Here is a 13,584-nt window from a genome sequence, read left to right as displayed (position 1 = left end):
CCACGCGATTCGAAGGATTGCTTCGTAAACATTGGCGCGGTGCCGGTTTTTCGAATAGCGGGCCCGGGGCTGGATGCAGTCGATACGGATGGAAAAGATTGCAGGAGTGGTTCAAGAGCCATCTATCCCGCGTGTAGCAATTGCGCCGCTCCTCTGCCCTGCTGGATCGCGGGAATATAAGCATCCAGTTCCGCGAAGATCGTTTTGTCGGTGAGGTCGATCGTCTTGCCCCGCTCGGCCGAGAGATAACTCGCCATGACCAGCCGTTGGATTTCGAGGCCGTACTCCCAGGACAGCATGGCATTGCGTCCGACGGAGAATGAATCCAGCATGTCCTGGTTCTCGTCCGTGTAGCCATACAGGTCCGCTTCGTTGTATTGCACGGCCAGCAAGCCGCGACTCGCCGTGGCTTTCTCCAGCGCGCTTTCCTGGTTGGCGATGGCTTCGGCCGCGACGTCGCCGATGAACACGTTCAACGGCGATACCAGCGTGTTGATCTCGAAGGCATAGCCCGGCCCCATGCCGTCCATGAACAGGCGCAGGCCTTGCTTCTCGAACATCCACGAATCGGTGAACTGGGCTTTGACGATTTGCCCGGTTTCCGGATTGCGATAGGTGATCATGCCGGTCGCAAAATCTTCCGCCGGTGTCTTGGCATAGTCCACGCCGCGATCTTTCAGCAGCTTGTCACGCCACTTCTTCTGTCCCCACTTCAGAAGTCCGAGGTCCGCGCTGACGGACACCGGCTGCAGGAACAGAAGATCCTTGTCCGGTGGGGTCAGCACATGACGACCGACGGCGATGCTGTGGCACCCCATGTCGAGCAGTACGCCGCCACCCTGGCGGGTCGGATCCCAGAACCAGGGTTCGTGCGGTCCGCCATGTTCCTCGGCCGAGCGGGTCAGCGTCAGTGGACCCATGGTCTGCGCGACAGGCAGCAACTGCTCGCGCTGGGTCCGGATCGCCTTCATGAAAATCTGGTTCTCGAAGTAGGCGGTCAACAGCCTTGCTTCGCGCGCCAGTTCCACCATGCGCTTGGCTTCCTTCATGTTGCGCGCCAGAGGCTTGTCGACGATCACCCCTTTCAGCCTTGCGCCTGACTTTACCGCTGAGGCAATGTCTTCCATGACTTCGACGCGACAGTAGTTCGGCGCACAGATCGCGACGACATCGACGTTCCTCGCCAGCTCGGCAATGCTGTCGTAGATTTTCGCGTTGCCAAGCCGCTGCTCGCGGCAGAAGCCGCCGAGCGCCTCTGCGCCGCGCCGCTTGAGAATGCCTGCGACTTCGAGCCCGCGCACCTGGCTGATCGCGACCGATTGAAATCGAGCGATGAATCCCGCGCCGATGAATCCGAGTTTCATTGTTTTTCTCCTCCCTGAGAAAGCAGTGACTGGTTGCCGGTGACCGGTAAGGGTGAAGGTCGGAATTCAACCACCAACCACTGACACTAATTTTGTCAGCTACTTTAAACCGGTCGCCGCTTGGCCCACTCGGCTTTTTTGCTTGGCGTCACTAAACATCGGACTACCGCTTTGCAGCATCGCCGGCGCGCCGCTCCACTGGCGGAATTGAGGCTTATCTTTCTGATCGAGAGGCAAAAATATTTTTGCGTCGCAGCAATCCGAAGCTGCAAATTCCGGTTGTTGACAGGCAAAATGTTTAGTGACAGCCTTATCACTAAACAATAATACTAAACATGCGAGAACCCGTTCAGACACCGATAGTTCGCCGCCCTGAGATGTCCGGCGTTTCGGTGCCCGTAGGGAATGAGTAGCCGCGTCGCGCTCCGGGACACGCAGCTCCGGCAGCTTGGCCGCGGATAACCGAACGTCAGTGAAGAGGAGGTAATAGTGATGGGCAATCTGCGGAATATGCTTTTCGGTATTGCAATGCTTGCAACGTCCGTGGCATCCGGGACGGCGGCGGCAAAAGACCTAACCTTGTGCTGGGCGGCCTGGGATCCGGCCAATGCGCTGGTCGAGTTGTCGAAGGACTTCACCACCAAGACCGGCATTGCGATGAAGTTCGAGTTCGTCCCCTGGACCAGCTTTGCCGACCGCTTCATCAACGAGCTGAACTCCAAGGGCAAGCTGTGCGATCTGCTGATCGGCGACAGCCAGTGGATCGGCGGCGCGGCCGAGAATGGGCACTACGTCAAGCTCAACGATTTCTTCGCCAAAGAAGGCATCAAGATGAGCGACTTCATGCCGGCCACCGTGCTGGGTTATTCGGAATGGCCCAAGAACAGTCCCAATTACTGGGCCTTGCCGGCGATGGGCGACTCGGTGGGCTGGACCTATCGCAAGGACTGGTTTTCGCGTCCCGAACTGATGGCGGAATTCAAGAAGAAGAACGGACATGATCTCGCTCCGCCGAAGACCTGGGCCGAATTCAAGCAGGTCGCCGAGTTCTTCCAGGGTCGAGAAATCGATGGCAAGAAGGTTTATGGCGCCTACATCTTCACCGAGCGCGGTTCGGAAGGGATCACGATGGGCGTGACCAACGTGCTCTATCCGTATGGATTCAAGTACGACGATCCGAAGAATCCTTACCACATGCAGGGCTTCGTGAATTCGCCGGACGCCATCAAGGGGCTGGAGTTCTACAAGTCCCTGTACAAGTGCTGCACGGCGCCCGGCATGACGAACGCCTACATGGGAGAAGGTCTGGACGCTTTCAAGTCGGGCCAGGTGGCGATGATGATGAACTGGTTCGCCTTCTTCCCCGGCCTGTACAAGGACCCGAATGTCGGCGGTGCCAAGATCGGCTTCTTCGTCAACCCGTCCGCCAAGGGCAAGGGCGTCCAGCTCGGCGGGCAGGGCATCTCGGTGGTTTCCTACTCCGAGCGCAAGGACGATGCGCTGAAGTACATCAAATGGTTCGCACAGCCCGACGTGCAGAAGAAGTGGTGGGCGCTCGGCGGCTACTCCTGCCACAAGGCCGTGCTGCAGGACCCGGGCTTCCCGAAGAGCGCACCATTCGCACCGGACTTCCTGAAGTCGATGGAGATGGTGCAGGACTTCTGGGCCGAGCCGGCGTATGCGGAATTGCTGCTCGACATGCAGAAGCGGGTGCATGACTACGTCGTCGCCGACAAGGGCACCGCAAAGGAAGCGCTCGACCAACTCATCGTCGACTGGGAGAAGGTGTTCAAGGAAGAGGGCAAACTCAAGTAAAGTCTCATCCGGCGGGCGGCGCCTACGAGGCCGCCCCGGCCGATCGACCGGCACGCCCGCCGCTTCTCGCAGACTTAAAACATGAACGCATCGTCCGAAGCCCCCCGGATTGCGCAGCGTGCGGTGCACGCCACGCCGGACTCGATCCGACGTCGACTGCGCGGCCTGTCGGACCGCACTATCACGTGGCTCTTCATCTCCCCCGCGATCCTGCTTTTGCTCGCGGTCAACATTTTTCCATTGATCTGGACGATCTATCTTTCGTTCACGAACTTCAAGGCGAACCGGGCCAGCCGCGGAGCCGAATGGGTCGGGCTCGACAACTATCGCAGCGTGCTGGACGATCCGGATATCTGGCACTCGATGCAGGTGACGGCGCATTTCGTCATCTGGTCCATCGGGATCGAGGTGCTGCTCGGCTTCGCTCTCGCACTGCTGATCGACAAACGCTTCCGCGGCCACAGCCTGTGGACCACGGTGATTCTTCTGCCGATGATGCTGTCCCCCGCGGTGGTCGGGACTTTCTGGACCTTCCTGTTCCAGCCGCAGAGCGGACTGTTCAACCATGCCGTCGCCCTCGTGTCCGGCGTGGATCCCAGTTCGTTCCAGATGATCGGTGATGTCCCGCTTGCGCCCTGGGCCATCGTGCTGGTGGACGCGTGGATGTGGACGCCTTACGTCATGCTCATCTGTCTGGCCGGTCTGCGCTCGATTCCCGACAGCATCTACGAGGCGGCCGAGGTCGATCGCGCCTCGACCTGGCGCCAGTTCTGGACCGTGACCCTGCCGATGGTGCTGCCGTTCCTGATGCTGGCGGTGCTGTTCCGCGCGATCGAAAACTTCAAGATGTTCGACATGGTGAATCTGCTTACCTCCGGCGGGCCGGGTTCCACCACCGAAGTGGTGTCGATCACGCTCAAGCGCGAGGCGTTCGAGAAGTGGCGCACCGGCTATTCGTCGGCGCTCGCGATCATCCTGTTCGTGACGGTGTTCGGCGCCGCCAACATCTACGTCAAGGCCCTCAACGCGGTGAAGAACCGATGAGCGCACCCACCGCCGCCCACTCTGTCGTCGAACCTTCGCCTTGGACGAAGCGGTTCGCCGGCGCCATCGTCGTGTGTTACGCGCTGTTGTCCATGGTCCCGCTGGTGTGGATCGTGCTGACCGGGTTCAAGACGCCGACGGATTCCATCGCCTATCCCCCGAAGGTCATGTTCGAGCCCTCGCTCGAGGGCTATGTGAATCTGTTCACCACGCGCAGCCGGCAGACGCCGGAGTACATCGACAGCCTGCCGCCGGCTACGAGCTGGTACGACAGACTGGTACGCTCTCAGGGCATGGTGATCGCGGGTCCGTCGAAGTTCGGCCAGCGCTATGTCAACTCGCTCATCATCGGCTTCGGCTCGACGTTCCTGGCCGTATTCCTGGGCGTGCTCGCGGCCTACGCCTTTTCACGCTTTCGAGTGCCGCTGCGCGACGATTTGCTGTTCTTCATCTTGTCGACGCGCATGATGCCGCCGATCGCGGTGGCCATCCCGATCTATCTCATGTACCGCCAGCTCGGGTTGTCGGACACATGGCTGGGCATGATCCTGCTCTACACGGCCGTCAACGTCTCGCTTGCCGTGTGGCTGCTGAAGGGATTCATCGACGAGATTCCGCGCGAGTATGAAGAGGCTGCGATGGTGGACGGCTACACGCGCTTCCAGGCTTTCTGGAAAGTGGTGCTGCCACAGGCCAGCACGGGCATTGCCGCGACCGCGATCTTCTGCCTGATCTTTGCCTGGAACGAATATGCCTTCGCCGTGCTGCTGACTTCCGGCGAGGCGCAGACCGCACCGCCGTTCATCCCGATCATCATCGGCGAAGGCGGTCAGGACTGGCCGGCGGTCGCGGCGGGCACCTCGCTGTTTCTCATTCCGATCGTCGTGTTCACGGTGATGCTGCGGCGTCATCTGTTGCGCGGGATCACATTCGGAGCGTTGCGTCGATGAGCGCGGCCATGAACACTCCGGCGACGGCCAAGCGGCGCTTCTTCCGGCGCGGGCCGTGGGAGGCGGGCGCCATTGCGCTGATCGGCATCGGTGTGGTCATGCTGATGCAGCCGTTCTCCCTGAGCCTCTACGGTTACTCCTTCGTCACGATCTTGGCCGGCACGCTCGGCTTCGTGATCGTGAGCCACTTTCCGGACTGACGACATGGCACAGATCCGGGTCGAAAACCTGCGCAAGCAATTCGGTGGATTCGCCGCGGTCAAGGATTCGACGTTCACCGTCGACAACGGCCTCTTCTTCGTCATGCTGGGTCCGTCGGGCTGCGGCAAAACCACGACGCTGCGCATGATCGCCGGGCTCGAGTTGCCGTCCGACGGGCGCATCCTGCTGGACGGCGACGAGGTGACGTTCCAGCGCGCGTCACAGCGCGACATCGCTTTCGTGTTCCAGATGTTCGCCCTGTATCCGCACCTGAACGTCCGCCGCAACATCGCTTATCCCCTGCGCAGTCAGGGCGTGTCACGCGCGGAGACCAAAGAGCGAGTGGAAGAGACCGCGCGCCTGCTGCGCATCGAGCATTTGCTGTCGCGCAGCGTCTCGGGGCTGTCCGGCGGCGACAGGCAACGCGTGGCGCTTGGCCGCGCGATCGTGCGCAGGCCGAAGGCGTTCCTGATGGACGAGCCGCTCGGCGCGCTCGACGCGGAATTCCGCCGTCTCATGTGCGGCGAACTGCGCCAGCTTCACGACCGCATCGGCGCCACCACGGTTTACGTGACCCACGATCAGTTGGAGGCCATGGCCCTGGCGGACCGCATTGCCATCATGAATCAGGGCCTGGTGGAGCAGATCGGTACGCCGCAGGAGGTCTACGATCAGCCGGCCAGCATGTTCGTCGCCGACTTTATTGGCTCGCCGCCGATGAGTTTTCTGCGCTTCGAAGGCACCGTTCGGCGGGGCGAGCGCAGCGTTCGCATCGGAGAAGCGACGGTCGGAGTGCCCGAGCTGCGTGAGGAGGGCGCGCAAGGGCCTCTCGCGCTCGGCGCCCGCCCGGAGCACGTCACGCTGGCCGACGACGGGCCGATCCGCGGCCATGTGTTCGGCGCCGAGTACCTCGGCACCACGCAGATCGTCACGCTCGACACCCATCACGGCCAGATCAAGGCGCGTCTGCCGGCGTCGGTCAATGTGCGGCTCGGGGAAAACGTCGGACTCAGATTCCACACCGAGGGGCTCGCGCTGTTCGACGCTGCTTCCGGGCGCGCGTTGCGCAGCGCGCTGCACGAGGCCGCCCTCCATGGCTGAAGTGCGCCTGCACGGTGTGACGAAGCGCTTCGGCGATGTCGCCGCCATCGACAATTTGTCGCTCGACATCGCCGACGGCGAACTCCTCGTGCTGCTGGGCCCGACCGGGGCAGGCAAGACCACCACGTTGCGCATGGTGGCGGGTCTGGAGCGCCCCGACGCCGGCCGCGTCGAGATCGGCGGGCAGGATGTCAGCGTTGAGCCGCCCGCCGTACGCGACGTGGCGTTCGTGTTCCAGCAGTACTCGCTCTACCCGCATCTGACGGTGTTCGACAATCTGGCCTTTCCGCTGCGCTCCCCCGCGCGGCGGCTGCCCGAGGACCAGGTCCGCAAGCGCGTGCAGGAGGTGGCGGCGCTGCTGCATATCGAGAGCAAACTTGCGAACAAGGCGACGCGCCTGTCGGGCGGCGAGATGCAACGGGTGGCGATCGGACGCGCACTGGTGCGAGCGCCGTCCATCTATCTCATGGACGAGCCGTTGTCGTCGCTCGACGCCAAGTTGCGCGCGGAGTTGCGGCTCGAGTTGAAGCGCATCCAGGTCGAACTGGGTGCGACCATCCTCTACGTGACTCACGATCAGATTGAAGCCATGACGATGGCGAGCCGCATCGGCGTGATCGCCGAGGGCCGGCTGGTGCAGATCGGCACTCCCCGTGAAATTTACGAGCAGCCGGGCAATCTGTACGTGGCCACGCAACTCGGCACGCCGCCGATCAACCTGATCCCGGTGGACTTGCTGCCCGCGCCGCAAGCGCCGCGCGAAGCGCGCATGATCGGCGCTCGCACCGAGCAGTTGCGCATCGGCGTCGCCAACGGTTCGGCCAATCGGGCGCTGCTGCGCTGGGTCGAGCATCTGGGCGACCAGAATCATCTGCATCTTGAAATCGGCGAGCAGAAACTGACTACGCTGGCCGATCCGCACTCGCACTGGAAGGCGGGCGATGCCGTATCGCTGGAGCTGGTCGATCCGCTGTATTTCAATGGTGCCGGCGTGCGCATTGACGCCAAAGAGGGGAAACACGCGTGATGATTGACCCGGATCTGCAGAGACGATTGATCAAGACGGTGGCCGAGCGGGTCATCCTGCACACCGACGAACTGGTGGCGCTCGATCAGGCCATCGGCGACGGCGATCATGGGTTGAACATGAAGCGCGGGTTTGAAGCGGTACTCGTCGACCTCGACAAGTTTTCCGCCATGCCGTTGGACGAATCGCTCAAGGGCGTGGGCATGGCGCTGGTGATGAAAGTGGGAGGCGCGTCGGGCCCGTTGTACGGCTCGCTGTTCATTGCGCTGGGCAAATCGTTGCCTGTGCAAGCGGACCGCGCCGGTCTGGCGCAGGCGTTCGCCGCGGCCGTGGACGCGGTGAAGGCGCGCGGCAAGTCGGACGTTGGCCAGAAGACGATGATCGATGTGCTGGTTCCGGTACTGTCGATCCTGCAGGAGACGGGAGGCGATCTCCCGGCGCGTCTGTGCTCGGCTGCGCAGGAAGCGGCGACCGCAACGATCCCGGTGCGCGCACAGCGCGGACGGGCTTCGTTTCTGGGCGAACGTAGCATCGGTCACATGGACCCGGGCGCGCGTTCTGCGGCGCTGATGGTATGTGCAGTGGTGGATGTCATGGAGGGCAGGGCGTGAATGCAAACGTCGGAATCGTGATCGTGTCGCATTCGCCCGATGTGGCGCGCGGCGCAGCCGATATGGTCAGGCAGATGGTCGGCGACGATGTGCCGCTGGCATGGTGCGGCGGTGCGCCGGGCGGCGGGCTGGGCACCAATGTCGAGGAGATTCTCGCGGCGATCAACCGCGCGTGGTCGGAGGCCGGTGTTGCGGTACTGGTCGATCTTGGCGGCGCGGAAACCAACAGCGAAATGGCCATCGAGCTGTTGCCGGGCAAGCAGCAAACCCGTGTGGTAGTGTGCAACGCCCCGATTGTCGAGGGTGCGGTGATGGCGGCCACCGAAGCCTCTGCCGGATCGTCGCTCGAAGAAGTGCGACGCACCGCCGAAGAACTCAAACCGGCATAAGGCCGCAATAGATGACGCAGAGTGCAAAAGGGGTGGTGCGCGTGCTGCACGAAGTCGGGCTGCATGCGCGGCCATCGGTCAGGCTCACGCAGTTGGCGAAAAGCTTCAGTTCCAGGATCGAGTTCGGACCGTCGGACCAAGGACCGTGGACGGACGTGAAGAGCATCGTCAAGGTAATGAAGACCAAAACGCCCAAGGACGCACTCCTGCATTTCCGCGCGGAAGGCACGGATGCACAAGCCGCGGTGAGCGCGCTGATCGCGCTGGTCGAGCGCGATTTCGAAACCGAATCCTGAGATGGGGACGGCAATGGTCTTGCTGACGGGTACGCCGGTGGCACCGGGTCTGGCGGTCGGACCGTTGGTCCGGTTGGCCGGGGTCACGCAAGTGGCGCGCTCGCGCGGGTCCCTTGCCGAGGAACGGGACGCTCTGGCTGTGGCGATCGCGGCCGCGCAGGAAGAATTGGTCGCACTCGTCGCCAGGACCGGCAACGCGGACGAGGAGGGCATCGTCGCGTTTCAGATCGCGCTGCTGGAGGACGAGGAACTCACCAATCCGGCCTATGCGGCGATCGACGCGGGCGAAGCCGCGGATGCGGCCTGGCGCGCGGCCATGGATCTGCAGATCGAGGATTACCGGTCTTCCGACAGCGAGTATTTCCGCGCCCGCACCGCGGATTTGCGCGATCTGTGCGAACGCGTGCTGAGCCGACTGGCCGGCAAACTCGTCGAAGCCATTCCGCGGGGCGCGATCGTGGTGGCGGACGACCTGGCGCCGTCGCGCTTTCTGGCAACGGACTGGAGCAATGGCGGACTGGTATTGCATCGGGCCGGCGCTACCAGCCACGTCGCCATCCTGGCGCGCGCGCGCGGCGTACCGATGCTGGTGGGGGTGGACTCGGCGAAGCTCGCCGGCCATTCGCAGGCCCTGCTCGATGCGCAGAACGGACTGCTGATTCTCGACCCGGATCCGACTACGCGCCAGGCTTTCGATCGCCAGCGCACGACATATGCATTGCAACAGGTTGCCGATGCCCGGTATCTCGAGAAGGAAGCCCGCACCGGTTCCGGCGAGCGGGTGCGCGTCATGATCAACGTCGCGGGACCCGATGACGTCGAGACTCTGAATCCCGCCCATGTGGACGGCATCGGCCTGGTGCGCACCGAATTCCTGTTTCACGGCCGCGACCGCCTGCCGGACGAGGAGGAACAGTACCGCGTCTATCGCCGCCTCGTGGAATGGGCGGCCGGCAAGCCGGTCACCATCCGCACGCTGGACGCGGGCGGCGACAAACCGATTCCGGGCCTGACGCGCGAGCGCGAATCCAATCCTTTCCTGGGTGTGCGCGGCGTACGCCTGTCTCTGCGCCATCCGCAGGTGTTGAGCGTGCAGTTGCGGGCACTGGCGCGTGCGGCGGTCGGCGCAAACCTGAAAGTGATGATCCCGATGATCACGCTGCCGGAGGAACTCGAGCGCTGCCGCGCAATGCTGGCCCAGGCAGTGGCGGAATTGATTTCGGAAGGCACGCCGGCCGCGACCCCGCCGCTGGGAATGATGGTCGAGGTGCCGGCGGCCGCGCTCGCCGTCGAAGAATTCGAAGCGGCCTTTTACTCCATCGGCAGCAACGACCTGATCCAGTATCTGTCCGCGGCGAGTCGCGATGAACCCGAACTGACCTCGGTGGCGCTGCCCGGCACCGGATTTCTGCGCGTGATTCGTGCCATCTGCGAACATGGAAACCGGGAAGGGCGGGAAGTGAGCCTGTGCGGCGACCTGGCAAGCGATCCGCGGCACCTACCGGCGCTGCTGGATTGCGGGCTGCGCACGCTGTCGGTGGCGCCCGCGGCGTTGGCCGCCGTCAAGGCGGCCATCGCAAAGTGCTGAGGCTGCAAAGATGAGTCGCAACGCAAAAGCCGATGTGGCACTGGAGCATGTGGTCGCGTACAAGCGCATGCTGCAGAAGGTCCTCGACAGCCGGCCTTCGGGAATGCGGCAGCGCCTCGCGGAAGCGCTGGGCAAGAACCGCAGCTTCATATCGCAGATCTCCAATCCCGCCTATCCGACACCGATCCCGGCGCAGCACGTCGACGCCATTTTCGAGATCTGCCACTTTTCCCCGCGCGAGAAGGAGCAGTTCCTGACCGCGTACCGCGATGCCCATCATCGCCGTCTGCAGTTGCTGAAAGGACACCATCGGGTGCACCGGGTCGCGCTGACTTTGCCCGACCTCGGCGATGAACGCAGGAACAAACAACTGGAAACGATCGTCACGGAATTTGCCGAAAAGATTGCACGCGTGCTGCGGGAGTCGTGAAGGGCAAGGCGCACGCAGTCCTTGGACAGGAAGGAGAGAAGATGAAGAAGCTGATCAACAGCGTCGACAGCATCCTCGAGCAGAGCCTGGTCGGGTTCTGCGCAGCGCACGCCGATATCGTCATGCTTGGCGGAGAGGCCAAGTTCGTGCGCCGCGCCAGTCTCAAGAAAGGAAAAGTTGGACTGATTTCCGGCGGCGGGTCCGGTCATGAGCCGCTGCATACCGGTTTTGTCGGACGCGGCATGCTCGATGCCGCCTGTCCGGGACAGGTGTTCACTTCGCCGACGCCGGATCAGATGCTCGCCGCAAGCGAGGCCGTGGAAACCGGCGCGGGCGTGTTGTTCATCGTCAAGAATTACGAGGGCGATGTGATGAACTTCGACATGGCGAGGGAAATGTCCGGGGGCCGCGTGGAAACCGTCATCACCAACGACGACGTCGCCGTGGACAACTCCACCTATACGACCGGCCGGCGCGGGGTGGCCGGAACGTTGATCGTCGAGAAAATGATCGGCGCGGCCGCCGAGGAGGGCCGTGATCTCGGCGCGCTGAAGGTCCTCGGCGAAAAAGTCAATGCGCGGACGCGTTCGATGGGTGTGGCGCTAACCAGTTGCACCGTCCCGGCCGCCGGCAAGCCGACGTTCGAACTCGGCGAGGACGAAATGGAAATGGGCGTCGGCATTCACGGCGAACCCGGCCGTCGCCGGGTGAAACTCAAACCCGCGGACGCGATCGTTCAGGAAATGGTCGACGCCATCCTCGGCGATCTCGGCGCCGCCGCGCACGGGGAAGCGATCCTGCTCGTGAACGGCTTCGGCGGCACGCCGCTGATGGAGTTGTACATCATGTATCACGCCGCACACGGCCTTCTCGCCAAGGCCGGCGTTCGCGTGGCGCGATCGCTGGTCGGGAACTACGTGACCTCTCTCGAAATGGCGGGCGGATCGGTGACCGTGACGATGCTCGACACCGAACTCAAGCGCCTTTGGGATGCCCCGGTGCATACTGCCGCACTACGCTGGGGAGTTTGAAGACCGATAAGCACTCACCGCAAAGGACGCCAAGGACGCCAAGGAAATGCAAAGGCAGAAAAACAATCGGGAGTAATAAAACCTGCGATTGGTGGTCAATTTGGCACCGGGCCTACTTTTCACTCCCGCATATTTTTCCTCGTTTCTGTTTTTCCTTTGCGTCCTTGGCGTCCATTGCGGTGAATATTTTTCTTGACGAGACTACCTTCACAAAGCGGATGCATCCTCTTGGGTGAGCGCTTTGAGGGTATCCTGCAGATCGGGATCCAACACGCTACCGGTAACTTACCAAGGAGATTGAAGTGAAGTGGAATATCTGGCCCGCGGCTGTCGTCGCGGGTTTTTTTGTGTCGGTCGCCCTTGCCGAAGATCAAAGCGTAGAGGAACTGAAGCGCGACGCCGTGTCGCGGCTCGTCGAGGCTCACGATGTGGCGCTGCCGGTCTATATCGGCCGCGTTTACGTCAAGCAGGCTGCCCTGACCGCGGCGCGCGACCTGCTTGCGGAAAAGGGTAAGGCTGCCGGGCTGGACAGAAAAACCTGGAACCTGGATGCGCCGCAATGGCAGGGCGCCGAACGCGACTTGATGCAGGGCACGGACGCGCTGATCCAGCGCAAGGTCGCCAGCGGCTTCTGGGTGCAGGAAGCCTGGTCGGAACAGGTCGCAACCATTTTCAATGGCGAAGAGGCCGACGAGATCGCAGTGCACTTCCGCAGCGAAGGCGGCGAACTGCAACGGCGTGTCATCGAATGGTTCGTCGGCGAGCTGACGTTGCAGACCTACACTTTCACCGATCGGCTGAAATACGGCGTGCCGGGCTCGGAGCAGGAGATGCGCGAGCTACAGGTCGCGACTTACGAGGCGAAGAGCCACTTCGCGCCGATCTACGATCTCACCAAATACGAGAACACCATGCGCTTCGCCAGCAGTGAGGCCGGCATCAAGTACTTCAAGATGATGGCGATCTAGGGTGTGAACCTGGTGCATCAGCACCTGGAGGAAGTGGCTGAAGAGGCGAGAAAGACGATCCGCTCGCGGGCTGCCCTGGTGGATCCTTATATTGACAAAGCAAAGAAGCCGTAATTTTGAAGTAAACCGACAATTCACATGACAGACACTGTCAGTCAGATGACGAGTTGTTGCTCTTCACGGAAAGCATCACCACGACAGCTTCAGCTCCAAGTGTTCCCTTGAGTGTTTCACCTTAAGGCACGAAGACACGAAGAGAGAATCGGACTCCAAATCATAACGCTACTAAAATCGGGGATCACGTCGGTATGCGCAGGCCTTTGTAGAACAAACGAAACAAGTAGATAATTCGGGGCAATTGAAGGGGAATGAATATGACCAGCCAGCATGAACAAGCACTCATCGAGAAACTCAAACGACTGCCGCCGGAGCGCATTGCGGAGGTGGAGGACTTTGTGGATTTCCTGCAAAGCCGGGACGATGCACGTGGACTCACCCGCGCAGCGATGAAGTCCTCGGAAGCCGCCTTCGGACGTGTCTGGGACAACGAAGACGATGCCGCCTACGACCAGCTATAGCTTCGGCAGACTCAATCAACACGATCAGCAGACGCTCAGAGCAACGATTGCGAAGATCGTCCGCTAAAATCACAACGCCCGCGCAAGGCGGGCGTTGGGTGGAGCATTCAACTTCTTTTTCCTAAAAGGGTACTCCACGCTATCGCGAGGGTATCCGCGTCCCCACGTACCCCTCAAGGGGGTATTGTGAA

General features: G+C 62.0%; 16 protein-coding genes. 14 read left to right on the top strand and 2 right to left on the bottom strand.

The genetic code is table 11. From position 1 onward, the window contains the following. Nucleotides 1-122 precede the first annotated feature (122 nt). The gene (locus tag HY067_07955; GenBank protein ID MBI3527888.1) at nt 123-1,364 is read right to left on the bottom strand and encodes a Gfo/Idh/MocA family oxidoreductase; all 1,242 of its coding nucleotides are present in this window, start codon (nt 1,362-1,364) and stop codon (nt 123-125) included. Between the two features lie 99 nt (nt 1,365-1,463). Further along, complete coding sequence (locus HY067_07950; protein ID MBI3527887.1) at nt 1,464-1,721, bottom strand: hypothetical protein; 258 nt, start codon at nt 1,719-1,721, stop codon at nt 1,464-1,466. Between the two features lie 135 nt (nt 1,722-1,856). Here HY067_07950 and HY067_07945 point away from each other — a divergent pair, with 135 nt between their 5' ends. From HY067_07945 to HY067_07880, 14 genes are all read left to right on the top strand, one after another. Beyond that, nucleotides 1,857-3,179: a carbohydrate ABC transporter substrate-binding protein gene (locus HY067_07945; GenBank protein MBI3527886.1), complete on the top strand. Its 1,323-nt coding sequence runs from the start codon at nt 1,857-1,859 to the stop codon at nt 3,177-3,179. A gap of 81 nt (nt 3,180-3,260) precedes the next feature. Further along, a complete protein-coding gene (locus tag HY067_07940; protein ID MBI3527885.1) occupies nt 3,261-4,223 on the top strand; it encodes a sugar ABC transporter permease in 963 nt (320 codons plus the stop codon). Continuing rightward, nucleotides 4,220-5,173, top strand: a complete 954-nt coding sequence (locus HY067_07935; protein ID MBI3527884.1) for a carbohydrate ABC transporter permease — start codon at nt 4,220-4,222, stop codon at nt 5,171-5,173. Before HY067_07940 ends, HY067_07935 begins: the two co-directional genes overlap by 4 nt. 8 nt (nt 5,174-5,181) lie before the next feature. After that, nucleotides 5,182-5,373 (top strand): hypothetical protein, encoded by a 192-nt coding sequence (locus HY067_07930; GenBank protein MBI3527883.1) that lies wholly within the window; start codon nt 5,182-5,184, stop codon nt 5,371-5,373. Nucleotides 5,374-5,377: 4 nt separating this feature from the next. Then, nucleotides 5,378-6,475: an ABC transporter ATP-binding protein gene (locus HY067_07925; GenBank protein MBI3527882.1), complete on the top strand. Its 1,098-nt coding sequence runs from the start codon at nt 5,378-5,380 to the stop codon at nt 6,473-6,475. Beyond that, nucleotides 6,468-7,502: an ABC transporter ATP-binding protein gene (locus tag HY067_07920; protein MBI3527881.1), complete on the top strand. Its 1,035-nt coding sequence runs from the start codon at nt 6,468-6,470 to the stop codon at nt 7,500-7,502. The genes HY067_07925 and HY067_07920 overlap by 8 nt, the downstream gene beginning before the upstream one ends. A gap of 2 nt (nt 7,503-7,504) precedes the next feature. After that, a complete protein-coding gene (gene dhaL, locus HY067_07915; GenBank protein MBI3527880.1) occupies nt 7,505-8,113 on the top strand; it encodes a dihydroxyacetone kinase subunit L in 609 nt (202 codons plus the stop codon). Beyond that, entirely contained in the window at nt 8,077-8,502 is a 426-nt protein-coding gene (locus tag HY067_07910; protein MBI3527879.1) for a PTS-dependent dihydroxyacetone kinase phosphotransferase subunit DhaM, read from the top strand. The genes dhaL and HY067_07910 overlap by 37 nt, the downstream gene beginning before the upstream one ends. An 11-nt stretch (nt 8,503-8,513) precedes the next feature. Further along, the gene (locus HY067_07905) at nt 8,514-8,798 is read left to right on the top strand and encodes an HPr family phosphocarrier protein (GenBank protein MBI3527878.1); all 285 of its coding nucleotides are present in this window, start codon (nt 8,514-8,516) and stop codon (nt 8,796-8,798) included. Between the two features lies 1 nt (nt 8,799). Further along, nucleotides 8,800-10,386, top strand: coding sequence for a phosphoenolpyruvate--protein phosphotransferase (ptsP, locus tag HY067_07900; GenBank protein ID MBI3527877.1), 1,587 nt, complete (start codon nt 8,800-8,802; stop codon nt 10,384-10,386). Between the two features lie 10 nt (nt 10,387-10,396). After that, nucleotides 10,397-10,816 carry a hypothetical protein gene (locus HY067_07895; protein ID MBI3527876.1) on the top strand — a complete coding sequence of 140 codons (420 nt, stop codon included), beginning with the start codon at nt 10,397-10,399 and terminating at the stop codon, nt 10,814-10,816. A gap of 41 nt (nt 10,817-10,857) precedes the next feature. Beyond that, complete coding sequence (dhaK, locus tag HY067_07890) at nt 10,858-11,847, top strand: dihydroxyacetone kinase subunit DhaK (protein ID MBI3527875.1); 990 nt, start codon at nt 10,858-10,860, stop codon at nt 11,845-11,847. A 302-nt stretch (nt 11,848-12,149) separates the two neighbouring features. Next, on the top strand, nt 12,150-12,815 hold the full coding sequence (locus HY067_07885; protein ID MBI3527874.1) for a hypothetical protein: 666 nt from the start codon (nt 12,150-12,152) through the stop codon (nt 12,813-12,815). A 368-nt stretch (nt 12,816-13,183) separates the two neighbouring features. After that, a complete protein-coding gene (locus tag HY067_07880) occupies nt 13,184-13,393 on the top strand; it encodes a DUF2281 domain-containing protein (GenBank protein MBI3527873.1) in 210 nt (69 codons plus the stop codon). Nucleotides 13,394-13,584 lie beyond the last annotated feature (191 nt).

It is taken from the genome of Betaproteobacteria bacterium (assembly GCA_016194905.1).
Taxonomy (GTDB): Bacteria; Pseudomonadota; Gammaproteobacteria; order Burkholderiales; family JACQAP01; genus JACQAP01.
The sequence above is the reverse complement of the archived record's forward strand: the minus strand, read 5'-3'. Positions and strand labels throughout refer to the sequence as shown.

Coding starts and splice junctions, on each gene's coding strand:
- HY067_07955 (MBI3527888.1), bottom strand. CDS start 1,364: ATGAAACTCGGATTCATCGGCGCGGGATTCATCGCTCGATTTCAATCG.
- HY067_07945 (MBI3527886.1), top strand. CDS start 1,857: ATGGGCAATCTGCGGAATATGCTTTTCGGTATTGCAATGCTTGCAACG.
- HY067_07940 (MBI3527885.1), top strand. CDS start 3,261: ATGAACGCATCGTCCGAAGCCCCCCGGATTGCGCAGCGTGCGGTGCAC.
- HY067_07935 (MBI3527884.1), top strand. CDS start 4,220: ATGAGCGCACCCACCGCCGCCCACTCTGTCGTCGAACCTTCGCCTTGG.
- HY067_07930 (MBI3527883.1), top strand. CDS start 5,182: ATGAACACTCCGGCGACGGCCAAGCGGCGCTTCTTCCGGCGCGGGCCG.
- HY067_07925 (MBI3527882.1), top strand. CDS start 5,378: ATGGCACAGATCCGGGTCGAAAACCTGCGCAAGCAATTCGGTGGATTC.
- HY067_07920 (MBI3527881.1), top strand. CDS start 6,468: ATGGCTGAAGTGCGCCTGCACGGTGTGACGAAGCGCTTCGGCGATGTC.
- HY067_07910 (MBI3527879.1), top strand. CDS start 8,077: ATGTGCAGTGGTGGATGTCATGGAGGGCAGGGCGTGAATGCAAACGTC.
- HY067_07905 (MBI3527878.1), top strand. CDS start 8,514: ATGACGCAGAGTGCAAAAGGGGTGGTGCGCGTGCTGCACGAAGTCGGG.
- ptsP (MBI3527877.1), top strand. CDS start 8,800: ATGGGGACGGCAATGGTCTTGCTGACGGGTACGCCGGTGGCACCGGGT.
- HY067_07895 (MBI3527876.1), top strand. CDS start 10,397: ATGAGTCGCAACGCAAAAGCCGATGTGGCACTGGAGCATGTGGTCGCG.
- dhaK (MBI3527875.1), top strand. CDS start 10,858: ATGAAGAAGCTGATCAACAGCGTCGACAGCATCCTCGAGCAGAGCCTG.
- HY067_07880 (MBI3527873.1), top strand. CDS start 13,184: ATGAATATGACCAGCCAGCATGAACAAGCACTCATCGAGAAACTCAAA.